Annotated in this window: 23 protein-coding genes, 1 tRNA gene and 1 pseudogene; 9 read left to right on the top strand and 16 right to left on the bottom strand. The window is 58.5% G+C overall.

All coding sequences use genetic code 11. The annotated features are described in order from the left end of the window. Together ACQ4W6_RS15120 and ACQ4W6_RS15115 are read right to left on the bottom strand one after the other, a co-directional pair. A partial coding sequence (locus tag ACQ4W6_RS15120; RefSeq protein WP_436567989.1) for a transposase family protein occupies positions 1 to 258 on the bottom strand: 258 nt, incomplete at its 3' end. A 43-nt stretch (positions 259 to 301) separates the two neighbouring features. After that, the gene (locus tag ACQ4W6_RS15115) at positions 302 to 463 is read right to left on the bottom strand and encodes a hypothetical protein (protein WP_436567988.1); all 162 of its coding nucleotides are present in this window, start codon (positions 461 to 463) and stop codon (positions 302 to 304) included. Positions 464 to 621: 158 nt separating this feature from the next. Between ACQ4W6_RS15115 and phaP the strand changes: the two genes are divergently transcribed. Beyond that, a complete protein-coding gene (gene phaP / locus ACQ4W6_RS15110) occupies positions 622 to 1,188 on the top strand; it encodes a TIGR01841 family phasin (protein ID WP_436567987.1) in 567 nt (188 codons plus the stop codon). 125 nt (positions 1,189 to 1,313) lie between these two features. On the opposite strand, the gene ACQ4W6_RS15105 is transcribed toward phaP, so the two are convergent. From ACQ4W6_RS15105 to ACQ4W6_RS15075, 7 genes are all read right to left on the bottom strand, one after another. After that, on the bottom strand, positions 1,314 to 2,036 hold the full coding sequence (locus ACQ4W6_RS15105; protein WP_436567998.1) for an ABC transporter ATP-binding protein: 723 nt from the start codon (positions 2,034 to 2,036) through the stop codon (positions 1,314 to 1,316). 26 nt (positions 2,037 to 2,062) lie between these two features. Beyond that, positions 2,063 to 2,836, bottom strand: a complete 774-nt coding sequence (locus ACQ4W6_RS15100) for an ABC transporter ATP-binding protein (RefSeq protein WP_436567986.1) — start codon at positions 2,834 to 2,836, stop codon at positions 2,063 to 2,065. Between the two features lie 12 nt (positions 2,837 to 2,848). Then, the gene (locus tag ACQ4W6_RS15095) at positions 2,849 to 4,066 is read right to left on the bottom strand and encodes an ABC transporter permease subunit (RefSeq protein ID WP_436567985.1); all 1,218 of its coding nucleotides are present in this window, start codon (positions 4,064 to 4,066) and stop codon (positions 2,849 to 2,851) included. Between the two features lie 31 nt (positions 4,067 to 4,097). Then, on the bottom strand, positions 4,098 to 5,027 hold the full coding sequence (locus tag ACQ4W6_RS15090; protein ID WP_436567984.1) for a branched-chain amino acid ABC transporter permease: 930 nt from the start codon (positions 5,025 to 5,027) through the stop codon (positions 4,098 to 4,100). A gap of 302 nt (positions 5,028 to 5,329) precedes the next feature. Further along, a complete protein-coding gene (gene ispH / locus ACQ4W6_RS15085; RefSeq protein WP_436567983.1) occupies positions 5,330 to 6,277 on the bottom strand; it encodes a 4-hydroxy-3-methylbut-2-enyl diphosphate reductase in 948 nt (315 codons plus the stop codon). A 13-nt stretch (positions 6,278 to 6,290) separates the two neighbouring features. Continuing rightward, entirely contained in the window at positions 6,291 to 6,746 is a 456-nt protein-coding gene (locus ACQ4W6_RS15080) for an FKBP-type peptidyl-prolyl cis-trans isomerase (RefSeq protein WP_436567982.1), read from the bottom strand. Between the two features lie 169 nt (positions 6,747 to 6,915). After that, on the bottom strand, positions 6,916 to 8,142 hold the full coding sequence (locus ACQ4W6_RS15075; protein WP_436567981.1) for a hypothetical protein: 1,227 nt from the start codon (positions 8,140 to 8,142) through the stop codon (positions 6,916 to 6,918). A gap of 344 nt (positions 8,143 to 8,486) precedes the next feature. On the opposite strand from ACQ4W6_RS15075, the gene radC reads away from it, so the two are divergent. From radC to rpmG, 3 genes are all read left to right on the top strand, one after another. Next, positions 8,487 to 9,161: a RadC family protein gene (radC, locus tag ACQ4W6_RS15070; RefSeq protein WP_436567980.1), complete on the top strand. Its 675-nt coding sequence runs from the start codon at positions 8,487 to 8,489 to the stop codon at positions 9,159 to 9,161. Between the two features lie 257 nt (positions 9,162 to 9,418). Beyond that, positions 9,419 to 9,655, top strand: coding sequence for a 50S ribosomal protein L28 (gene rpmB / locus ACQ4W6_RS15065; RefSeq protein ID WP_010400928.1), 237 nt, complete (start codon positions 9,419 to 9,421; stop codon positions 9,653 to 9,655). Between the two features lie 22 nt (positions 9,656 to 9,677). Beyond that, positions 9,678 to 9,845 carry a 50S ribosomal protein L33 gene (gene rpmG / locus ACQ4W6_RS15060; RefSeq protein WP_010400929.1) on the top strand — a complete coding sequence of 56 codons (168 nt, stop codon included), beginning with the start codon at positions 9,678 to 9,680 and terminating at the stop codon, positions 9,843 to 9,845. 146 nt (positions 9,846 to 9,991) lie between these two features. On the opposite strand, the gene ACQ4W6_RS15055 is transcribed toward rpmG, so the two are convergent. The 5 genes from ACQ4W6_RS15055 to ACQ4W6_RS15035 form a co-directional block, all read right to left on the bottom strand. Continuing rightward, complete coding sequence (locus ACQ4W6_RS15055) at positions 9,992 to 11,200, bottom strand: DesA family fatty acid desaturase (protein ID WP_436567979.1); 1,209 nt, start codon at positions 11,198 to 11,200, stop codon at positions 9,992 to 9,994. 159 nt (positions 11,201 to 11,359) lie between these two features. Further along, positions 11,360 to 12,712: a mechanosensitive ion channel family protein gene (locus ACQ4W6_RS15050; RefSeq protein WP_436567978.1), complete on the bottom strand. Its 1,353-nt coding sequence runs from the start codon at positions 12,710 to 12,712 to the stop codon at positions 11,360 to 11,362. A gap of 123 nt (positions 12,713 to 12,835) precedes the next feature. After that, positions 12,836 to 14,155, bottom strand: coding sequence for an RsmB/NOP family class I SAM-dependent RNA methyltransferase (locus tag ACQ4W6_RS15045; RefSeq protein ID WP_436567977.1), 1,320 nt, complete (start codon positions 14,153 to 14,155; stop codon positions 12,836 to 12,838). A gap of 21 nt (positions 14,156 to 14,176) precedes the next feature. Further along, positions 14,177 to 14,785: a phosphoribosylglycinamide formyltransferase gene (gene purN, locus ACQ4W6_RS15040; RefSeq protein WP_436567976.1), complete on the bottom strand. Its 609-nt coding sequence runs from the start codon at positions 14,783 to 14,785 to the stop codon at positions 14,177 to 14,179. Between the two features lie 156 nt (positions 14,786 to 14,941). Then, a complete protein-coding gene (locus tag ACQ4W6_RS15035) occupies positions 14,942 to 15,340 on the bottom strand; it encodes a barstar family protein (protein WP_436567975.1) in 399 nt (132 codons plus the stop codon). Positions 15,341 to 15,737: 397 nt separating this feature from the next. Here ACQ4W6_RS15035 and ACQ4W6_RS15030 point away from each other — a divergent pair, with 397 nt between their 5' ends. From ACQ4W6_RS15030 to ACQ4W6_RS15020, 3 genes are all read left to right on the top strand, one after another. Further along, the gene (locus ACQ4W6_RS15030) at positions 15,738 to 16,250 is read left to right on the top strand and encodes a glycine zipper 2TM domain-containing protein (RefSeq protein WP_436567974.1); all 513 of its coding nucleotides are present in this window, start codon (positions 15,738 to 15,740) and stop codon (positions 16,248 to 16,250) included. Positions 16,251 to 16,341: 91 nt separating this feature from the next. Next, positions 16,342 to 17,130, top strand: a complete 789-nt coding sequence (locus ACQ4W6_RS15025; protein WP_436567973.1) for a spermine/spermidine synthase domain-containing protein — start codon at positions 16,342 to 16,344, stop codon at positions 17,128 to 17,130. A 42-nt stretch (positions 17,131 to 17,172) separates the two neighbouring features. Then, positions 17,173 to 18,942: a GspE/PulE family protein gene (locus ACQ4W6_RS15020; RefSeq protein WP_436567972.1), complete on the top strand. Its 1,770-nt coding sequence runs from the start codon at positions 17,173 to 17,175 to the stop codon at positions 18,940 to 18,942. Positions 18,943 to 19,172: 230 nt separating this feature from the next. Here the strand turns inward: ACQ4W6_RS15020 and ACQ4W6_RS15015 are convergent. Continuing rightward, positions 19,173 to 19,256, bottom strand: a pseudogene (locus tag ACQ4W6_RS15015) (hypothetical protein); the annotation flags it as partial. Positions 19,257 to 19,434: 178 nt separating this feature from the next. On the opposite strand from ACQ4W6_RS15015, the gene ACQ4W6_RS15010 reads away from it, so the two are divergent. Then, positions 19,435 to 19,510, top strand: a tRNA-Lys gene (locus ACQ4W6_RS15010). 544 nt (positions 19,511 to 20,054) lie between these two features. Here the strand turns inward: ACQ4W6_RS15010 and ACQ4W6_RS15005 are convergent. Continuing rightward, positions 20,055 to 20,324, bottom strand: coding sequence for a transposase (locus ACQ4W6_RS15005; protein ID WP_436567971.1), 270 nt, complete (start codon positions 20,322 to 20,324; stop codon positions 20,055 to 20,057). 350 nt (positions 20,325 to 20,674) lie between these two features. Between ACQ4W6_RS15005 and ACQ4W6_RS15000 the strand changes: the two genes are divergently transcribed. Next, positions 20,675 to 21,937 carry an MFS transporter gene (locus tag ACQ4W6_RS15000; RefSeq protein WP_436567970.1) on the top strand — a complete coding sequence of 421 codons (1,263 nt, stop codon included), beginning with the start codon at positions 20,675 to 20,677 and terminating at the stop codon, positions 21,935 to 21,937. The last annotated feature ends 19 nt before the right edge of the window (positions 21,938 to 21,956 follow it).

Raw genomic sequence — 21,956 nt, 5'->3', positions numbered from 1 at the left:
TTGCGTTGCATCAAGCAGCGAAAACACCCGCCCGAAGGTGTCGTGCGAGGCGATGCCGTTGGCAAACGGCAGCTGTTGGCGCAGCCAGTCGAGCTTCGTTTCGCTCCACTCGACAACCGCAGTCCAACTCTCCGCGCCACTGATGACGGCGCAGATCGCCGCCAGCAGCAATTCGTCGAGTCGATAGGCGCATTGCCGCGCACGCGGGTCGTTCAAGTCATCGAATGCTGCCACCAACGAGATCGGTTCGTTTGCCATTTGCGCGTCCAAATATTGAGAGTAAACGCCTTTCTTGGCAGGTTTACAAGCAATATTTTTTCCCTACGGCCAAACCGACCACTAATCCTTCATGCAATCGCCCTGAGGGAAACGCCGCTGCTATGGCAAACCATGAATATACAGAAATTAAATATTTCTCTTTAGAAACAACAGCTTTTGATGCAAATCTATTCAATTGTTGCATCGCACAAGATTCACTTGACTTCGATTTTTTTAACCGTAGAATAGGGTTTGTTGCGTTGCACAATTCTTGTTCAGCTTGAAAAATTTAGATTCACCTGCTTTCCCAAACGGTACACGCAGCATCAAATTAACCAGATTTCAACATTTTTGGAGATTTATATGTTTTCAATTCCTGAGCAATTTTCGTCCGCTACCAAAACCAACCTGGAAGCCCAATTCGCCCTGTTCTCGTCGTTGGCGGGCAAGGCCTTCGAAGGCATCGAAAAAATCGTCGAGCTGAACCTGACCGCTGCCAAGGCGACGCTGGAAGAATCGACGGCCGCCGCCCAGCAATTGCTGTCGGCAAAAGATCCCCAGGAATTTTTCTCGCTGAGCGCTGCACAAGCCCAGCCTAGCGCCGAAAAAGCCATCGCTTACGGCCGTCACCTGGCTGCCATCACGTCCAGCACGCAAGCTGAATTCAGCAAAGCGGCAGAAGCGCAAATCGCCGAAACGAACCGTAAAGTCATTTCGCTGGTGGAAGAAGTGACCAAGAACGCGCCAGCCGGCTCGGAAAACGCGGTCGCCATCCTGAAAAGCGCCATCGGCAACGCCAATGCAGGCTACGAGCAATTCTCGAAAACCAGCAAGCAAGCCGCCGAAACCATCGAAGCGAACCTGGCATCGGCCGTGAACCAGTTCACGCAAGCGGCTGAAAAAGCCGTGCCGCGCACTACTGCCAAGTAATTGCTGCAACGGAGCGCTACAGCGCTCCCGTCTGACCAGCTCCTCCAGGCATCCATCCCGCAACTCCCACACGGATGCCATTATGCCCCGACGACTCTGCCGGGGCATTTTTTATGCCCGCTCGCTTATTCTCCCAGATAGGCCGCCTTTACCCGCGGGTCGTCGAGCATGTCGGCCGCATTGCCGCCCATGGTCACCAGGCCGGAATCCATCACATAGCCGCGGTGCGCGGCCTGCAGGGCCAGGCGGGCATTCTGTTCAACCAGCAGAATCGTGATGCCTTCGGACGAAACCTTGCGGATCACCTCGAAGATTTTCTCGACCATGATGGGCGACAAGCCCATCGACGGCTCGTCGAGCAGCAGCAATGTGGGGTGGCACATCAGGGCGCGCGCCATGGCCAGCATCTGCTGCTCGCCGCCCGACAGGGTGCCGGCCATCTGCGCCGCCCGCTCCTTGAGGCGGGGAAACACCCCGAACCATTTCTCGATATCGGCCTCGACACCGGCCGCGTCCGTGCGCGTGTAGGCGCCCATCATGAGGTTTTCGCGGATCGACATGCGCGTAAACACGCCCCGCCCTTCCGGTACCATGGTCAGTTTCTTTTCCACCAGGTGAAACGATTTCGTGCCCTTGAGCGACTCGCCCATGTAGCTGATCGTGCCCTCGACCTTGCATGCGGGCAAGGTGCCCGTGATGGCCTTCAAGGTCGTCGTCTTGCCGGCGCCATTCGCGCCGATCAGGGCGATCAGCTCGCCCTGGTTGACTTCCAGGTCGATGCCCTTGACGGCCTTGATGCCGCCGTAGGCCACATGCAGGCCCGCGACTTTCAATACATTCTTGTTCAATACATTCTTGTTCAATAGATTGTTGATCATGCGTGCGATCCCCCCAGATAAGCCTCGATCACGGCCGGGTTTTGTTGTATTTCAGCCGGCAAGCCTTCGGCGATGCGCTTGCCATACTCAAGCACCGTGATGCGGTCGCACAGCCCCATCATCAGTTTCACATCGTGCTCGATCAAGAGCACGGTCTTGCCTTGCGCCTTGATTTTCACCAGCAACTCGCGCAGGGCCAGCTTTTCCGTGGCATTCATGCCGGCCGCCGGTTCATCGAGGGCCAGCAAGGTGGGGTCGGTGGCCAGCGCGCGGGCGATTTCCAGGCGCCGCTGGTCGCCATACGAGAGGAAACGCGAGGTGCGGTTGGCGAACTGGGCAATCCCGACGAAATCGAGCAATTCCATGGCACGCTTGCGTATCGATGCCTCTTCCTCGCGCGCCGCCTTGTGGCGGAAGATGGCGCCGAAGACGCCCTGGTGCGAGCGCACATGGCGCCCCACCATCACGTTTTCCAGCGCCGTCATGTCGCCAAACAGGCGGATGTTCTGGAACGTGCGCGCGATGCCCGCCTTGGCCACCTTGTGCGGCGCCGATGGCGAATAGGGCTTGCCAGCCAGTTCAAAAGTGCCCGTGTCGGGCTGGTACAGGCCCGTGATGACGTTGAAAAAAGTCGTCTTGCCGGCGCCGTTCGGGCCGATCAAGCCGTAAATCTGGCCCTGGCGGATCGTGATGCCGACATCCGTCAAGGCTTGCAGGCCGCCGAAACGCTTGTTCACGCCGGCAATATTCAAAATGATCTGTTCGCTCATGCTGCTGCCTCCTTAAGCGGACACGACGCCGGTTGGTTTATCAGGTTGATCCACATCATGGTCGGGCCGGTCTTCGCTCTTCGGCGCCGGCCACAAGCCGGCCGGACGATTGAGCATGATCAAGACCATGGCCAGGCCGTACAGCAACTGGCGCAGCACTTCCGCCTCGATCACCACATGGCCGAACAGCGCCTGCTGAGCAGGTTCGACCACATGGCGCAGCACTTCGGGGATGGAAGCAAGGATCACGCCGCCGAGGATCACGCCTGGGATATGGCCGATGCCGCCCAGCACCACCATGGCCAGCACGGCGATCGACTCCGTCAGGGAAAACGATTCCGGCGAGACAAAGCCCTGGAACGAGGCAAACATGGCGCCGGCCACGCCGCCAAACGAGGCGCCCATGGTAAAAGCCAGCAGTTTGACGTTGCGCGTGTTGATGCCCATGGCTTTCGCGGCGATCTCGTCTTCACGAATGGCCACCCAGGCGCGGCCCAGGCGCGAATGCTGCAGGCGCTTGGTGATGAAGACCACGGCGAGGCACAGGAATAAGAACAGGAAGTAATACGCATTCACGGACGGCATCGAAAAGCCGCCGACAACGACGGTGCTGTTGGTGCCCGCCTCGCCTGCCAGGTTGACGCCAAAGATACGGATGGGGTCGATCAAATTGATGCCTTGTGGGCCATTCGTGAAATTGATGGGATCGTTCAAATTGTTCATGAAGATGCGGATGATCTCGCCAAAACCCAGAGTCACGATGGCCAGGTAATCGCCGCGCAATTTCAGCGTGGGCGCGCCCAGCAGTGCGCCGAACATGCCCGCCACGGCGGCGGCCAGGGGCACGATGACCCAGATCGACAAATGGATGCCATTCTCGCGGATTTCCGGCCCCATCAGTTGCACCAGGGTCTCGCCCATCAGCGGGTATTGATTCACCACCGATTCGAGCAGGATGGCGAACTGCGGCGAAGCCAGCAGGGCCGTCAGGTAGGCGCCCACGGCATAGAAGGCAATGTAGCCCAGGTCGAGCAGGCCGGCAAAGCCGACGACGATGTTCAGTCCCAGGGCCAGCATGATGTACAACAAGGCCATGTCGATGATGCGCACCCACGAATTGCCGAACTGGGCGGCAAAAAAGGGGAAGATCACCAGCAGTGCGGCCAAGCCCAGCATGCCGGCATACGCCTTGGCGGGGTGCTTCTTGACGTCGAAATCGAGTATTGCCATGATGGTCAACTCCTTGTTTTTATGGATGACGTCAGGCGCGGTCGGCCACGCGTTCGCCCATGATGCCGGACGGGCGCAGGGTCAGCACGATGATCAGTACGACAAAGGCAAAGATATCCTGGTAGTGGCTGCCCAGGAAGCCGCCCGTGAGGTCGCCGATATAGCCGGCGCCCAGGCTTTCGATGATGCCCAGCAAAATGCCGCCCAGCATGGCGCCATAGATATTGCCGATACCGCCCAGCACGGCCGCGCAGAAAGCCTTCAGACCGGGGATGGCGCCCATGGAAAACTGGATCGAGGCGTAGTTGGCGCCCCACATCACGCCGGCCACGGCCGCCAGCGCGGCGCCGATGGCGAACGTGGCGACGATGACTTTATCGGAATCGACGCCCATGAGTCCCGCCACGCGGGGGTTTTCCGCCGTGGCCCGCATGGCGCGGCCCATTTTCGTCTTTTCCACCAGCAGCACCAGTGCGCCCATCGACAGCGCGGCCAGGGCCAGCAGCAATACTTGCGTCTGCGAAATCACGGCGCCGCCTATATTGATGGGGTCGGTCGACAGCAGTTGCGGGAACGGCAGAGGATTGCGCGTCCAGATCATCATGGCAAAAGTTTGCAGCAGGATGGAGACGCCGATGGCGGTAATCAGGGGGGCGAGGCGGGGGGCGTTGCGCAAACGGCGGTAGGCAACGCGCTCGATGATGATGTTGACCAGGATACACATGGGAATGGCGCCGAGGATGGCGGTGGCCAGTTTCAGATAGCCAGGCCAGTCGGGCACATAAATGCCCAGCAGCTTGAGTATGCTCAAGCCCACCATGGCGCCGATCATGAGCACGTCGCCGTGCGCGAAGTTAATCAGGTTCAAGACGCCGTACACCATCGTGTAACCGAGGGCGACTAAGGCATACATGCTGCCCAGCACCAGGCCATTGATGATTTGCTGGATGAATGTATCCATGGTCAGATTGCCCTATCAAATCTACATTTTTCGGGAACAACTTCTGCCAGAACATGCATCGTTGATACAAAAACGGCACCGAAGGAAAAATTCCTGCAGTGCCATCCCTGGACCGTTCTCACCAGCATAGTGCACGCACTAAAAACGGGCGCGACCCTGCTTAGTCATAACGACAACATATTCAAGCTGGAGGCAATCATAACGATCTTTTACAAAAACTAAACATGGAATAAATCAACAATTTCCAAATTAAATTCTGTTTTTTGGTAACGGTATCACCAATTCTCACGCGCATTAAAGGCTCAAGCCACGTCGCGCTTGATGCCATCGAGGCCTTTCGGCATCGGGAACGTCACGGCTTCCTGCACGCCGTCGAGCGGGCGCACGCTGCGCACGCCGCACTCTTTCAAGCGGTCGATAACGGCTTGCACCAGTACCTCGGGCGCGGAGGCGCCAGCCGTCACTCCCACGCGCAGCTTGCCTTCCAGCCAGGTCGGGTCGATTTGCGAGGCATTATCGACCATGTAGGCTGGCGTGCCCATTTTCTCGGCCACTTCGCGCAAACGGTTCGAATTCGAGCTGTTTGGACTGCCGACGACGATCACAAGTTCCACTTGCGGCGCCATGAATTTCACGGCTTCCTGGCGGTTGGTGGTGGCGTAGCAAATGTCAGCTTTTTTCGGCTCGGCAATATTCGGATATTTCTGTTTCAAAGCCGCAATAATGTCGCGAGTGTCGTCAACTGACAACGTTGTCTGCGAGACATAGGCCACGCTGTCCGGATTGGCGACCTGCAACGTCGCCACATCATCGAGCGTTTCCACCAGGTGCATGCCCATGTCGGCCTGGCCCATCGTGCCTTCGACCTCGGGATGTCCATCGTGGCCGATCATGATGATCTCGCGGTCTTCGCGGCGCATCTTGGCCACTTCCATGTGCACCTTGGTCACCAGCGGGCAGGTGGCGTCAAAAATGCTCAAGCCGCGCGATTCGGCCTCGGCGCGCACGGCTTTCGACACGCCATGCGCGGAAAACACCAGCGTATTGCCGGCTGGCACGTCATCGAGGTCATCGATGAAGATGGCGCCCTTGTTGCGCAGGTCGGCCACCACATAGGCGTTGTGGACGATTTCATGGCGCACATAGATCGGTGCACCAAATTGCTGCAAGGCACGCTCGACGATTTCGATCGCCCGGTCGACGCCGGCGCAAAAACCGCGTGGCTGGGCCAGTAACAGTTCCTTATCCATCGCTACTCCTTCTTTACAGGACCGAGATGAGTTTGACTTCAAAGCGCAGCGGCTGGCCCGCCAGCGGATGATTGAAGTCGAACAGGGCCGAATCGTCGCGCAGTTCGCGCAGCACGCCGGCAAAGCGGCCGCCGCCCGGCGCAGCGAAGTCGACCAGGTCGCCAATCTTGTAGTCGGCGCCCGGCACCGAGTTTTCATCCAGGGTGGCGCGCGAGACGGACTGCACCAGTTCGGCATTACGCTCGCCAAAGCCTTCGCCAGCGGCCAGTTCGAAGGTCTTGTGCGTGCCTTCAGGCAAACCTAGCAAGCGTTGTTCGAGGAACGGCGCCAGCTGGCCCTGTCCCAGCATCAACGTGGCGGGATTTCCGCTAAAGGTAGTGACAATATCAGTACCGTCAACAGTAGCAAGACGATAATGCAGGGTGAGGTAAGCCGCTTCGGTGACGACTGCTGGTTGCTCGTTGGACATAGTGAGTTTTCAGGTGACTGGTGCAAAACGATATTGTAAGCCACCCTGAGCGACTACGCCCCATGCCGTATCAAAGAAGCGCCGTCTTGGCCCCCATCAAGGCAAAAACGCCAACGTTCCTGACAGCCGGTGGCGCTCCAGCCATGTCATGCGCGCCACAGCCGCCCACTCAGTTAGCAGCTTTTTCTGCCACATCAGGCAAGCTGTCGAGCAAGGCCAGCACATCGTCCTTCGATTCGCTGGAAAAGCCCATCTGCGCAGTCACGCCGATCTTGCCGTTGGCATCTTGCGTGGCAGAGAAGGCGGCAATGCCCAGCGCGCGCTCAAACAGAATCACCTTCTTGCCGCTATGGAGATCGGTGGCCGACACCTTGCCCAGCCCACCTTCCTGCGACACCAGGATAGGCCGTCCTGGCACATTGAACCAATTAATGCGCCAGAAATAATGGCTCATGTTGCGCGTGCCGTTCGGCTCGTAGGCGCTTTCGAAGGAATCCATCTGCGCGCATTTGGCAACAAAATAATTTTTTTGCTTGCAAGCGCTCATCACCTGCACCTGCTTGCTTTCCAGCGAGATATTCACCGGCACCAAGCGATTATTCTGGATATTGAGCAGCGCATAATCCTCTTTCTTGCTCATGCCCACGGAGGCGCCCAGCGATTGCACGGCGCTGAACAGGGCGCCCAGCGAATTGCCCGCTTGCGTGCCGTTCGACGTGGGCGTGCGTTCGAGCAGAATATAGCCGGTATTGGCAATATCACCATTTTGCAGGGCAGCAATAGAAAACGCTTCCGGCGCGATGATATTGGTCGTGCCGACGCCGGGAACATAGCGAAAACCCGTATTGTCGCGGGAGATCACGAAGCCGCGCGATGACGGTATCAGGCGGTAGCCATTGAATTTTTTGCCCGTCACTGTCATGACCTGCCACAACTGCCCCTGCTTTTGTGCCGTGGCAATGGTGATCGGCTCGGCATTGGCCAGGGCGCGGCCAGCCTTGAGCACGTATTCACCAGGGCTGGTTTCCGCCAGGTACGTAAAATCGCCCGACTGTGCATCAAAACCGTAGGTCGTGATCTTACCTTCCGGATCGATGTAACGTTGGCCATTGATGGCAAAACCGTCGCGAAAGCGCTCAAATTGCACACCTTGCGTCAGTGTTGGAAATTGATTGAAAGCAGTTGCCAGCGCCGCATCACTACGCTGTGGCAGCAGATTGGCAGGCGCTGCCTGTGGCGCAGCACCCTGCACCTGCAAGGCACGCCCCATTTGCTGCTGCAACAGCATATTCAGCACCTGTTTTTGCTGCTCGGGCGTCAGGGCATCCAGGTTTTGCGCTTGCACAGGCTGTGCGAAAATCAAGGTGGCGAATATCAAGGCGATGCTTTTTTTCATGAGATCGTAGTTTACTGATTAAAAATATCAAAATTGCAGCCAGCCTGCACTGCCCGGTATTGCATCAGTGGTTGCCACGCTTGCGTAGCAAAATTGGCAATGATGAATATCATAAGTCATACATGATTAAATTGCCAACTGGAAATAAAACACTACCAAAGGCAACATCTGCACGCATTTGCGCCTACGTCCAGGTGACAGCGAATTTCCCGACGATTAGGCGCATATCAGTACCGCGCGCTGCGCGGTACTGATAATGCAGTGTGGGGCCAGCGATGACAGCGCAGGGACAGGACAGCGTTTTTTTCCTGCCAGACCCGCACAACGCAAAACAGGAGAACAGCATGGCAATCAAGGATTGGCCGGCCAGTGAACGGCCGCGTGAGCGCCTGATCAAGGAGGGCGCGCAGTCGCTGTCGGATGCGGAATTACTGGCCGTGTTCCTGCGCACGGGCGTGCGCGGCAAGAGTGCGGTGCAGCTGGCGCGCGAGACGGTGGCGCACTTCGGTTCCTTACGGGGCCTGTTTGGCGCCAGCCTGGTGAGCTTTTCCGCAGTGCACGGCATGGGCAGCGCCAAGTTTGCCCAGCTGCAAGCGGTGCTGGAACTGGCGCGGCGCGCCATCATCGAAGATTTGCAGACGGGCCAGGCCTTGAATTCACCGCACGCCGTCAAGGATTATTTGCGCCTGACCCTGGGCAACCTGGCGCATGAAGCATTTCACGTGTTGTTTTTGGACGTCAAGAACCGCCTGATCGCCAGCCAGGAAATGTTTCGCGGCACCCTTACCCATACCAACGTCTATCCGCGTGAAGTGGTCAAGCAGGCGCTGCTGCACAACGCGGCCAGCGTCATGCTGGCCCACAACCACCCGTCCGGCACGCCCGAGCCCAGCGAATCGGACTTGCTGCTGACGCGCGCGCTGGTGCAGGCCTTGTCGCTGGTCGACGTGCGCGTCCTCGACCATTTTATCGTGGCCGGGCGGCAAGTGCATTCGTTTGCCGAACACGGCCAGATCTAGGCTGCTTGCCGCATGGCATCGGCCAAGCGGTAGTTAACCATGTGTAAACAAGGACATACGCAAGCATGGCCAGCTACTTATCTAGCAGTAAACACGGTGGTTTACAAGCATCGCCCCTATGAAAACACGTAAAAGTCAAATTGTTAAATTAATTCAAAACAACAAGACACAATTGTTTTTCGCAAGTCATTGATAAATCTGCTTATTTTGGATATACTCTCGTTTTTCCAATTTGGAATATCTTTAAGGAGTGCGCCATGGCACGTGTTTGCCAAGTCACTGGGAAGAAGCCGATGGTCGGCAACAATGTTTCCCATGCAAACAACAAAACCAAACGTCGTTTTTTGCCTAACTTGCAAAATCGTCGTATTTTTGTTGAATCTGAAAACCGCTGGGTCTCCCTGCGTTTGTCCAACGCCGGTCTGCGCGTCATCGATAAAGTCGGCATCGACGCCGTATTGGTCGACATGCGCGCTCGTGGCGAAAAAGTCTAATTAGCAGAATAAGGGAGCTATCATGGCAAAATCAGGCCGCGACAAAATCAAGTTAGAATCGACCGCCGGTACGGGTCACTTCTATACGACTACCAAAAACAAGCGTACGACGCCTGCGAAAATGGAGATCATGAAATTTGATCCTAAAGCACGCAAGCACGTAACGTACAAAGAAACCAAGATCAAGTAATCGATCTTTGCTTCGTGAAAAAACCGCTTTCGAGCGGTTTTTTTACGTCCCGATATTTATCCGCACTCCAGGCAATGGATGGCGGGAAAAAAATGGCCCCGCAAGCGGAGCCACTGTCTCACATCAATCTTCACATCAATCTGCTATCAGGCATAGCTGCGCAGGCGCAAGGAGAAATCCTGCAGCGACTTGATACCCGACGCTTCGGCGCGCGTGCACCAGTCTTGCAGCTTGTGCAGCAACTGTTCGCGCGTAAAGTGCGAACGCTCCCAGATGGCGCCCAATTCCACGCGCATGTGGTGCATGGTTTCCAGCGCCTTGCTGTGCTGGAACAATTCCGACAACTGCTCGTGGTGCGCATCGGCCAGCTTGCCCGGTTCGCGCTGCATCAGCTTGCGCGACGATTTCAGGAAACGCTTTTCCAGTTCGGCCTTGTGCTTCAAGTGTTCCAGCTCTTCCTTCCAGGCATGCTTGATCGACTTCGCATATTTGGCCATCACGTCATAGCGGTTGGCGATGACCGACTGCAAGGTCTCGAAGTCCGCTTCCAGCTTGCCGTGCGAGAACTTCGGCTCCGGCGCCAGCTTTTTGACTTTTGCCAGGCCCAGCATTTCCAGCGCGCGGATGTACGCCCAGCCAATATCGATTTCATACCACTTCGACGACAGCTTGGCCGACGTTGCATACGTATGGTGATTGTTATGCAACTCTTCGCCACCGATCAGGATACCGAATGGAATGATATTGGTGGCCGCGTCGGCGCAGTCATAGTTGCGGTAGCCCCAATAGTGGCCGATGCCGTTGATGATGCCGGCCGCCGTGATGGGGATCCACATCATTTGCACGGCCCACACGGAAATGCCGATCACGCCAAACAGGATGAAATTGATGACGAACAGCGACACCACGCCCAGCCAGCTGTATTTGGTGTACAGATTGCGCTCGATCCAGTCGGTCGGCGTGCCATGGCCATACTTTGCCATGGTTTCCAGGTTCTTCGATTCAGCGCGGTACAACTCGGCGCCTTCCCAGAAGACTTTCTTGATGCCGCGCGTCACGGGGCTGTGCGGATCTTCTTCCGTATCGCATTTGGCGTGGTGCTTGCGGTGAATTGCCGCCCACTCCTTGGTGACCTGGCCCGTCGTCAGCCACAGCCAGAAACGAAAGAAATGACTGGGAATCGCATGCAATTCCAGCGCGCGGTGAGCCTGGTGGCGATGCAGGTAAATCGTGACGCTGGCGATCGTGATATGCGTGACCACCATGGTGTACAAGAAAACTTGCCATGCGGACAGATCAGTAATGCCAGTTGCCATGAACTGCAATACGTCGTGTAAAACGGAACTCAATGTCATTACTACTACTCCAAGTGGACAGGGCATGCGCACGGTCGCTCCAGTCGCTCTGGAGGTCCGGCAGAGTTTTTTAGGCGTGATTGGTGATTGTACGCCCTATAATTGTACGCTCTAATGGGCGCGATCAGGCAAAAACGAGGACACGCAGCGGGGTTAAGGCTACGTGCCGGCAGGCGCGGATTCACCCTCCGCAGCGCTGGTGAGCGGTGCGGCAGGCGTACCAACAATACGCAATTCGCGTTGCGGGAACGGTACACTGACCTTGTGTTCCTGCAAGGTGCGCCAAATGGCGCGGTTCACATTCGACTTCACCCCGCCGGTGCCGTTTTCCGGGTCCGCGATCCAGAAACCGATCTGCAGATCCAGGCCGTCGGCGCCGAAACGCACGAGGGTGACCGATGGCGGATTGCTTTGCGACACGCGCGGAACCTTGGCCGCCGCCGCTTCCAGCAAGGGAAAGATGGCATCGAGATCCGTTTCATAGCCAACCGACACGGCCGTCGACAGCCACACCATGCGGTTGCTCAGCGACATGTTCTGCACGCCGCCGGAAATCAGCATTTCATTCGGCACGATGGATTCAACGCCATCGCCGCCCAACAACACAGTATAGCGTGTATTGATCTGCGTGACTTTGCCCGTAAATTGGCCGACGGTGATCATGTCGCCGATGGTCAGGCTGCGGTCGAGCAGGATGATGAAGCCGGAAACGAAGTTCGCGGCAATCTTTTGCAGGCCGAAACCGAGCGCCACGCCGAAGGCGCCACCGAACACGGACAAGACCGTCAAATCGATGCCCACCAGCGACAAGCTGACCAGCACGGAAACGAGGATCAGCACCGCGCGTCCCATGCGCGACAGCACCACGCGCAAGGACGTGTGCAAGCCCTCCATTTTCATCAGGCGCTCATCGAGCGAGGTGCCGGCCCACATGGCCAGTACCAGCAGCACGGCGACCGAAATGGCCGCCTGCAAGATGGCCGCCACGGAGACCTTGTTGCGCCCCAGCGGCACGATGATGCCTTCGAGAAATGCATGCAGCTCCGGCCACAATCCGGTGATATACAGGGCCATGCCGGCCCACACCACCACCGTGAAGATCTTTTCCAGCAGCAACATCGTGGGGCTGATCTCGCCGTGGCGGGCAAAAATACGTCGCAGCACATAAAAGCCGAAACGCACCAGCGCCATCGAAGTGCACAGGGGAATGGCAATACTCAGCAGGTTGACGCTCTGGAACCTGGCCAGGAAATGCTGCGCAATGCCCAGCAGCATGGCCGCCAGCACGGGCGTGAAGATGCGGATGAAACTATCCGTGCGCTGCAACGTTTCCGGGTTCGCCGGCGTGGCCGCCGCTTCGGCCCGCTTGTGCAGGAACTCGCGCAACTGCCGCACCAGCAGCCAGCTCAAGGCCAGGCAGGCAACAATGGCCAGCGCCTGCCACAGGATGGCCGGTTGACGGAAATCATCAACAAAGTCAGTGATCAGGTTCAGCAGTGGGGTTTGATTCATGGCGGAGGCGGTCCGGAAGGTGGGACGGAAGGTACTACGGATGGGCTGGTGGCCCATGCCGCCAGGCGGGCTGGCGGCATTGCCGGGTGCCGCTGCAGGGTGCAGCGGCAGCCCGTGACAGACTTACTCGGCTTGTTCAGCGTCAACGTCGTCGGCCGGTTTTTCATCGGCGTAGACTTTTTTCGGCATGATCTTGCGCTCGAACACGGCGGCGAAGAAGCCATCGGTGTGGTGCTGATGCGGCAGTAACTTCAAGTAGTCGCCCATTTCCAGCTCGATCTTCTGCTCGGCCAGCACCTGGTGCATCGGCACCAGGGTGAAGTCCGGATGCGCGGCCAGGAATTGCTCGGCGATAAAATCGTTTTCTTCATTCAGGAGGCTGCAGGTGGCGTACACCAGGCGGCCGCCGCCCTTGACCAGACGCGCCGCGCCGGCCAGGATCGCCGCCTGCTTGGCTTGCAATTCGACGATGGAGCTCGGTTGCTGACGCCATTTCACATCCGGATTGCGGCGCAGGGTGCCCAGGCCGCTACATGGGGCATCGACCAGCACGCGGTCGATCTTGCCGGCCAGGCGCTTGATCTTGGCATCGCGCTCATGCGCGATCTGCACCGGATGCACGTTCGACAGCCCACTGCGGGCCATGCGTGGCTTCAGCTTGGCCAAGCGCTTTTCCGACACGTCGAAGGCATACAAGCGGCCCGTGTTGCGCATCAGCGCGCCCAGCGCCAGGGTCTTGCCGCCCGCGCCGGCACAGAAATCGACCACCATCTCGCCGCGCTTGGCGCCGACGATCTGCGACAGGATCTGGCTGCCCTCGTCCTGCACTTCGATGGCGCCGCTCTGGAACAGGGGCATGTTTTGCAGCGAAGGCTTCTTGATCACGCGCAAACCCAGCGGCGCATACGGCGTCGGCGTGCTGAGGACAGGCGCTTCGGCCAGGGCCAGCATCACATCTTCACGCGTGGCCTTGAGCGAATTGACGCGCAAGTCCAGCGGCGCCGGCGCATTGAGCGCATCGGCCAGCAACATGGTTTCGGCTTCGCCGAACTGGGCGATCAGCTTGTCAAACAGCCATTTTGGCATGTTGGCGCGCATGTTAGGCGGCATCAGGCTGCGGTCGATCTGCGTGATGCGTTCCAGCCATTCGGTCTCTTCTTCCGTCAGGCCGCCCAGCGAGTCAGCGCCCATCGCCTCGGCCAGGCCGAGGATAGTCAGGCGGCGCATGGTCGGGCCACTGCCCGCTTCGGCGAAATCGGTGAAGAACGATTTGTTGCGCAGCACAGCATAAATGCCTTCGGCGATGGCGCCGCGTTCGCGCGAACCGAGGCGCGGATGGTCGCGGAAATAGCGCGACAGCGTGCTGTCGGCCGGGGCCGTGAAACGTAAAATTTCGCGCAATACTTCTTCAGCATTGGCAAGTATCGCTGGTGGCAATCTCATTGTTATTTTTCCTGTAATATTTTATTGAGGGTCCACGCGGACCTGACCATGCTCGACTGACAGTTTATCGTCAATGAACAGGCGAATGGCGCGCGGGTAAAGCAGATGTTCCTGTACCAGCACGCGCGCCGATAAGCTTTCTTCTGTGTCGCCTGGCAAGACCGGCACCACCGCGCTCGCCACGGCCGGGCCATGATCGAGCTCGGCAGTCACGAAATGCACGGTCGCGCCGTGTTCCGTCACGCTCGCATCGAGCGCTTGGCGATGCGTCGCCAGGCCCGGGAACAGCGGCAGCAGCGACGGGTGGATATTGAGCATGCGCCCAGCGTAATGCTCGACGAATGGCACCGTCAGGATGCGCATGAAACCGGCCAGCACGACCAGGTCGGGGGCAAAGCCGTCGATCACGGCTTGCAGCGCCGCATCGAACTGTTCGCGGCTGGCATAATCCTTGTTGGCAACGACTGCCGTCGCTATCCCGTGTTCCGCGGCAAAAACCAATCCCTGGGCATCGGCCCGGTTACTGATGACGGCGGCAATACGGGCTGGCCATTGCTCAGCTTGCGCCGCGCGCACGACCGCTTCCATGTTGCTGCCGCGTCCGGAAATGAGGATAACGATATTTTTCATAGCGCGCATTGTACCCGCTATGGCGATGCGAACCAAGAAAGGCCGGCATCATTGTTGCGCCGCAACATAGCTGCGCGCTGGCCGCAGCCACAGTGCAATAGCGCTTGCCAGGCTGGCGTAGGGCTAGTTTTACGCTACCGAAATGAGAGTAAGTATTTACTCAAACGAATAGAAGACGCGAAACGGGACTTTCTTCTCGGCCCAATAGTCGGCCGCGTCGCGGAACACGTCGAGCAGGATCTCGCGCGCTTCCTTGTCGAATTTTTGCGTATTTGGCAATTGATCAAGCACGACCAGGAAACCCGTCTGTGGCCCCGCCTTGAACATGGTGTCCGTCAGGCACAGGCGCAGCGCATCGAAATTCTTCGCCAGATTTTTCGGAAACAGGAATGCTTCTGCAATAATGCCGATGACTTGTTGTTTCGTCTGCCCGGCGTTGCAATGCGCATATAAAAAGTGCTGCCCGAGACGAATCGCCTCGTCTTGTAATTCGGTCACGCGAAAGGCACGGATGGACTGGACAAGGTTGGGCGGCACGGTTAGTAACAAACTCATTTTTCCCTCAAATCGACCTGTTATGTATGGATCTCTTCTAGCTGCTCTTCTTATTGCATCCCCGCACGCGGGTCAATGCGCACGCGGTGATTCGATCTGTATCAACTTTTATGCGATTCAGTGCGATTTTATATAAGCCATACGCGTGAGGGTAACGTGTTGTCCTGCATGAATCAACCCGAATATGATGTCAAACGCAAGATTTGTTACAAACCGCCAGTTTCAAGTCATCAACATCTTGTATCGATTGAAAGTGCATGTTACAGACTGCGGGGCAAGGGGCTTGGGCTGTTACATTTTGTTGCCAGGCGCAACACAGGCATCGTGCCAGTCGGATTACTATAGCCCCAAGTTGTAAAAAATACCCTGAAAGATTCTCACCATAACGAGGTTACAAATGAACTTGCAAGCCAAATTGATGATGTCAGCCCTTTGTATCGGTGCATTGCCACTCGCCCAGGCCGCCGACTTTGAAGATTTCGGCAAGGTCGTGCGCGTCGTGCCGCAAGTGGAACAGATCAATCGCCCACGCCAGGAATGCCGTACGGAATACGTGCAAGTGCAGGCGCCGCCGCAACAGCGCAGCGCCGGCGGTTCCATCGTCGGCGGTATCGCCGGCGCCCTGCTCGGTAGCCAGGTCGGTGGCGGCAATGGCCGCACGGCCGCCGCCGCCGCCGGCGCGATTGCCGGCGCCGTCGTTGGCGACCGCGTCGACAACCAGAACAACTACCAGGGTGGCGTGCAGGAACAAGCCGTCAAGCAATGCCGCCAGGTCGATCACTGGGAATCGCGCAACACGGGCTACCAGGTCACGTATGACTACCGCGGCCGCAACTACACGAGCATCACGTCCTACGATCCGGGCGAACGCATCCGCCTGCGCGTATCGATCGAACCGGCACAACAGTAAGCAATAACCGGCCCGTACCATGCCAGCCCTTCCGGCTGGCATTTTTTATGGCGCCGGCGCGATATAATGCGCCACACTTTCAGGCCGCCTTATGCTCATCAAACGAAAATCCATCGAACAAGTCGAATCCTCGCGCCCCGCGCGCAAACCCCGCTACGCCCCCGTTACCCTGTCGGAAATGGATGGCGTGCGCTATCTGCATTTCGGCACCGAGTGGGTGCAGGGCGCCATGCGCATCCGCAAGCCGGACTGGCCGGAACTGGAGTACGCGCAGCAAATGATGGCCTGGATGCTATGGATCAAGCAACCGCAGCGCCTCGCCCAGCTGGGCCTGGGCACGGGCGCGCTGACCAAGTTCTGCTACCGCCAGTTCCCCGAGGCGCAAGTCGATGCCATCGAACTGAACCCGTCCGTCATCACCATCTGCGCCTCGATGTTCAAGCTGCCGCCCAACGACGAACACCTGCACGTACGCGAGATGGATGCGCTCGACTACGTCAACGACACAGCCAACCATGGCACCCTGGACGCCCTGCAAGTGGACCTGTATGACGCCACGGCGCGCGGCCCCGTGCTCGACAGCGCCGATTTCTACGCCGCTTGCTGTGCTTGCCTGGCGCCGCACGGCATCATGACGGTGAACCTGTTTGGCGACCACCCCAGCTATGCGAAAAACATCAAGGCGATGAAGTTTGCGTTTGCGCAGGTGATCTGCCTGCCCGAAGTGCATGATGGGAACGTGGTGGCAATCGCTTTCAAGACCAAAGTGGCACTCGATACCGAGGCGCAAGCGGCCTTGCTCGAACGCGCCAAGCAGATCCTCGCCGACACCAAGCTGCCCGCCAAGAGCTGGGTCAAGGGCATCGCAAGCACGCTGTAAAGCCGGCACCTGCGCGGCCGGCAGCCCTGAAAGGCGCCGGCCATGTCCGTTTCCCCTCCTGCCTCCCCTCCCGCACCATCCAATACGCCGCTGGCATTGCCACAATTGCTGGCCTGGCTGCAGGAAGACGGCTTGCTTGACGCCGCGCAAGCGAACGCCATCGCCGCTCAGAACGCCCATCTGCCGGCACCCGCCCCACATCCGCTGTGCAGCATCGCCCACGGCGCGCTGACGCTCGATACCCTGTGCGCCTGGCTGGCGCAGCGCGCGGGCCTGCCCTATTTGCGCATCGACCCCCTGCACATCGATTTCAGCCAGGTGGCCGACGTCATGACGGCAGGCTATGCGGCCCGCTTCAATATCCTGCCGGTGGAAAGCACGCCAGAGCGCATCGTCATCGCCACGGCCCAGCCGTATGCACTGGCCTGGCAGGCGGAGCTGGGGACGCTGGCGCCACGCAAGCTGAGCCTGGTGATCGCCAATCCCCTGCACATCGCCGATGCCATCGCGCAATTTTTCAGCCTTGCCAGCTCCGTCAAGGTGGCCAGATTGGCCTCCACGCAAGACCTGGCGCTACGGCATAATTTCGAGCAACTGGTGGAACTGGGGCGCAACAAAGCCAGCCTGGACGCCAACGACCAGCACGTGGTGCGCATCGTCGACTGGCTGTGGCAATACGCATTTTCCCAGCGCGCTTCCGACATCCACCTGGAGCCAAAGCGCGACGCGGGCCTGGTGCGCCTGCGCATCGATGGCATGCTGCACCAGGCCTACCAGGTGCCGCCCGTGGTCATGCTGGCCATGACGGCGCGCATCAAGTTGCTGGGACGCATGGACGTGCTGGAAAAGCGCCGCCCGCAAGATGGCCGCATCAAGACGCGCAATGCGCAGGGCCAGGAAATCGAGCTGCGCCTGTCGACCTTGCCCACGGCTTTTGGCGAAAAGCTCGTCATGCGCATCTTCGATCCCGAGATCGCCATCAAGAGCCTGTCTGAGCTGGGCTTTCCGCCGGCCGATGCACAGCGCTGGCAACAGTTGACGGCGCGCGCACACGGCATCGTGCTGGTAACGGGTCCGACCGGCTCGGGCAAGACCACCACCCTGTACAGCACTTTGAAGGCGCTGGCCAGCAGCGCCGTCAATGTGTGCACGGTGGAAGACCCCATCGAAATGGTCGAGCCCGCTTTCAACCAGATGCAGGTGCAAACCCAGGCCGGCATGGAACTGTCGTTTGCCGATGGCGTGCGGGCGCTGATGCGGCAAGACCCCGACATCATCATGGTGGGCGAAATCCGCGACCTGGCCACGGCCGAGATGGCCATCCAGGCCGCGCTGACGGGCCATCTGGTGCTGTCGACCCTGCATACCAATGACGCGCCCTCGGCCGTGGTGCGCCTGCTGGAACTGGGCGTGCCCGCCTACCTGCTGGAAGCTTGCCTGATCGGCGTGCTGGCGCAGCGATTGCTGCGCTGCCTGTGTCCCGATTGCAAGCAGCCCGATGGCGCGCCGGGCGAGGCGCAATGGCAAAGCCTGGCGGGCGGCCAGCTGGCGCGGCCAGGCAACGTCTACCGTCCCATGGGCTGCGCTCCGTGCCGGCACAGCGGCTACCGGGGCCGCGCCGGTATCTACGAGCTGCTGGGCGTGACGCAGGCGTTCAGCCAGTTGATCAGGTCCGGCGCCGACCTGCACGCGCTGCGCCGCCAGAGCATCCGCGACGGCATGACGCCGCTGCGCATCGCCGGCGCGCACAAAGTCATCGACGGCACGAGCAGCATCGCGGAAGTGCTGAAGCTCACGGCCGCCTTGCATTGAGCCATATTCATTTTCCTGCAGGAATGCTGCAGGAATGTTTCGACCGAGAGTGTCACGCCATGGACTTCGCGCAACTTCTCCGCTGCCAGCGTCGGACCAAAGTCGGCATAGTGCGCGCCAACCAGAGCCATGGCTTGGCCCAGCAACGCGGCATCGATGCGCCGCTTCGACGGCTGACCCCGCTTCGCGCTCACCAAGCCAGCAGAGCCTGCAACAACGTAGCGACGCTTAAGTCGCTTGATTTGGCGTACGGTGACGCCGAGCCGCTCGGACGCCTCTTTCTGCCTCAGCTTGCCCTCAACCAGCTGCGCCATCAGCTGGGATCTCAGCACTTCCTTGCCGCTCATCTGCACCACCATGATTTCGTGCCCGTTTATCCCAAAAGGGGACATTACTACTCTGCACGAAGGGGACATTACTACTTTGGGCTAACACACCCTGCAGGAATGCCTTGGCATTCTTTTTCAACTGATATATAATGCGGCCTCTTTCGGGTCGTTAGCTCAGCTGGTAGAGCAGCGGACTTTTAATCCGTTGGTCGCAGGTTCGAATCCCGCACGGCCTACCACGAATAAGAAGTAGTGAAATCAAGGGCTTCCATCAGGAAGCCCTTTTTTTCGTCCAGCGCCAGGACAGCAAGTGGGCTTCCGAGGCGCGCCGGGAGGCATGCAGCTTTTGGGCCAACGCAAGACGAGTTCGGATGAACAGTCTTTCTATTCGGTGAAGTCGCAACGCTAATGCAAAATAATTTTCGCCTTTCACGTCGAAAAAATATCCCGTCTACCTAGTGTGTATCTCAACAGAAATGGAGATATACGATGCAACGATTCACCCCGCAATACCCCCGCAGTTACAAAACCAAGCCACCCTCGCAAAAGGCGCCAGACCGCCGGCCGCTGCTCGTCCCACACTGGGAAAGAGCTGAGATGGCCTGCATCTATAAGCATCGCAAAGGCTGGCAAGCGTGTGCGAACGAGCTCGGCGAGCGCGTCAAGAAAAATTTCGCAACCAAGGCTGCCGTAAAAAAGTGGGCAAACGCGACCGAAGTGGGATGGGGAAAAGTCATCAACCCAGCTTGGGCTGGTCCTTCCAAAATAAAGCCAGCTGGGATGCTAGTCAAATACGCCCATCAGTTCACGAATTCCAAGACAGGAGCCAACTACGAACTCGACCGTATCAATCGCTATTTCATCGCGGAAAAATTGCCGCAGCTGCGTCAGGACGCAGTCGTTCCCATCCTCGTAGCCGCAGCCAATTTGGTAAATGCACTGCGTCAAAATATCGTGATACGAATGGCTCACGTAACTCTGATGGCAACGGTCAGATAACGCTGCAGCGATGCGCCTGGTCAACCCGATCTGAAGGTCGACGCCGCGCAGCAAAACAGGACCGAGATCGGACGACGAACCGCCGCCGGCGAAATCGGTACCGACGCTATGGACGGGAATGGATGCAAACGGAGTTGCTCTGGGGTAGAATTCATGTCGGACAAGGTGTGTTCGTGTTGACAGGGTGTGTTTCTAGACAACTCCATTTTTATCAATCACTTACGGCATTCTTGCCTCCTTATGCAAAATTCAGGCTAGTGGGCAGACCCGCATCGGCAGTCAACGCCGAACCGGTCATTGTTACTCCATTGCAAGCCATATCAAGGAGCATACGTGCACGTTCCACACTCAACTCAATCCCACCGGATAAGGCACCGACCACCACTGGTCATGCTCGGTAGGCTTTGATCAAAGCAACACCTGCTCGTGTCTCGCGGCGGGTCATTGCCGCCACTGTCGCGGGCAATGCGCTCGAATTTTACGATTTCGTCACCTATGCCTTTTTCGCCGTCTATATTGGCAAGACTTTTTTCCCGGCAACAACGCCCTTGACTAGTCTGTTGTTATCCGTGGCTGTATTTGGCGTGGGGTTCTTCTCGCGCCCCCTCGGTGGCCTCCTGATCGGAGTCTTTGCCGACCGCGCGGGCCGCAAGCCGGCCATGCTGTTGACAATGGGCCTGATGACCGTCGGCACGCTGGGACTGGCGCTGACCCCCTCCTATAACAGCATCGGCGTGGCGGCGCCGCTGATTGTCGTACTCTGCCGGTTGGTGCAAGGTCTGGCATTGGGCGGCGAGATTGGCCCTTCGAGCGCTTTCCTGATCGAAATTTCTCCGCCAGGCCAACGCGGCCTGTATGGAAGCTGGCAATTGGCTAGCCAAGGCATCGCCTCGCTGGCCGCAGGGGGACTGGGCGTGGCCTTGACTAGCGCCTTGACCCCGACCGAACTGCAGGCTTGGGGCTGGCGCGTGCCGTTCGCGCTTGGCCTGCTGCTGATTCCAGTTGCAGTCTACCTACGCCACTCCATGCCCGAAACGTCCGACCATGACGCCGCTGTCAAGGGCAAGAGCGGCCCATCGCCACTGCGCCAGCACAGCCGCCTGATCATGCTCGCGGCACTGGTCGTGCTCGGTGGCACCGTATCGACTTATGTGGGCATGTACATGACCACTTATGCCATCATGACACTGAAGTTTGCGCCGACGGTTGCCATGGCTGCCACAGTGGTATCCGGCTTCACCACATTGATTTTTGCGCTGTTGGGCGGTTGGCTCTGCGATCGCTTCGGTCGTAAGCCTGTGATGCTGATCCCACGCATATTGGCCACGTTGCTCACTTACCCGGCCTTCATGTTGCTGGTCGAGCAAAAGACCATCATCGCCCTGTTCGGGGTTACTGCATTGCTGGCGGCGTTGACAGCAGTCAGTGGTGCAGCGTCGCTGGTGGCGATCCCGGAACTGCTGCCGCGCAGCATACGCGCCACAGGCATGTCGCTTGCCTACGCCGTCGGGGTGGCGCTGTTCGGTGGCACGACCCAGTTCGTCATCACGTGGCTGATTGACGCGACCGGCAACGCGGCATCGCCGGCATGGTATGTGGCATTCACCAGCGCCATTACGGTCCTGGCAATGATCGCGCTGCCTGAGGGGCGCGACAAGACTGTGTAGGGCTTACCTGGGCAGTAAC

This window comes from Janthinobacterium woesei, assembly GCF_051380875.1.
GTDB lineage: Bacteria > Pseudomonadota > Gammaproteobacteria > Burkholderiales > Burkholderiaceae_D > Janthinobacterium.
The sequence above is the reverse complement of the archived record's forward strand: the minus strand, read 5'-3'. Positions and strand labels throughout refer to the sequence as shown.

Coding starts and splice junctions, on each gene's coding strand:
- rpmB (WP_010400928.1), top strand. CDS start 9,419: ATGGCACGTGTTTGCCAAGTCACTGGGAAGAAGCCGATGGTCGGCAAC.
- ACQ4W6_RS15075 (WP_436567981.1), bottom strand. CDS start 8,142: ATGAAAAAAAGCATCGCCTTGATATTCGCCACCTTGATTTTCGCACAG.
- ACQ4W6_RS15100 (WP_436567986.1), bottom strand. CDS start 2,836: ATGAGCGAACAGATCATTTTGAATATTGCCGGCGTGAACAAGCGTTTC.
- ACQ4W6_RS15020 (WP_436567972.1), top strand. CDS start 17,173: ATGTCCGTTTCCCCTCCTGCCTCCCCTCCCGCACCATCCAATACGCCG.
- ACQ4W6_RS15045 (WP_436567977.1), bottom strand. CDS start 14,155: ATGAGATTGCCACCAGCGATACTTGCCAATGCTGAAGAAGTATTGCGC.
- ACQ4W6_RS15035 (WP_436567975.1), bottom strand. CDS start 15,340: ATGAGTTTGTTACTAACCGTGCCGCCCAACCTTGTCCAGTCCATCCGT.
- ACQ4W6_RS15115 (WP_436567988.1), bottom strand. CDS start 463: ATGCAACAATTGAATAGATTTGCATCAAAAGCTGTTGTTTCTAAAGAG.
- rpmG (WP_010400929.1), top strand. CDS start 9,678: ATGGCAAAATCAGGCCGCGACAAAATCAAGTTAGAATCGACCGCCGGT.
- ACQ4W6_RS15095 (WP_436567985.1), bottom strand. CDS start 4,066: ATGGCAATACTCGATTTCGACGTCAAGAAGCACCCCGCCAAGGCGTAT.
- ACQ4W6_RS15050 (WP_436567978.1), bottom strand. CDS start 12,712: ATGAATCAAACCCCACTGCTGAACCTGATCACTGACTTTGTTGATGAT.
- purN (WP_436567976.1), bottom strand. CDS start 14,785: ATGAAAAATATCGTTATCCTCATTTCCGGACGCGGCAGCAACATGGAA.
- ACQ4W6_RS15080 (WP_436567982.1), bottom strand. CDS start 6,746: ATGTCCAACGAGCAACCAGCAGTCGTCACCGAAGCGGCTTACCTCACC.
- ispH (WP_436567983.1), bottom strand. CDS start 6,277: ATGGATAAGGAACTGTTACTGGCCCAGCCACGCGGTTTTTGCGCCGGC.
- radC (WP_436567980.1), top strand. CDS start 8,487: ATGGCAATCAAGGATTGGCCGGCCAGTGAACGGCCGCGTGAGCGCCTG.
- ACQ4W6_RS15055 (WP_436567979.1), bottom strand. CDS start 11,200: ATGACATTGAGTTCCGTTTTACACGACGTATTGCAGTTCATGGCAACT.
- ACQ4W6_RS15030 (WP_436567974.1), top strand. CDS start 15,738: ATGAACTTGCAAGCCAAATTGATGATGTCAGCCCTTTGTATCGGTGCA.
- ACQ4W6_RS15025 (WP_436567973.1), top strand. CDS start 16,342: ATGCTCATCAAACGAAAATCCATCGAACAAGTCGAATCCTCGCGCCCC.
- phaP (WP_436567987.1), top strand. CDS start 622: ATGTTTTCAATTCCTGAGCAATTTTCGTCCGCTACCAAAACCAACCTG.
- ACQ4W6_RS15090 (WP_436567984.1), bottom strand. CDS start 5,027: ATGGATACATTCATCCAGCAAATCATCAATGGCCTGGTGCTGGGCAGC.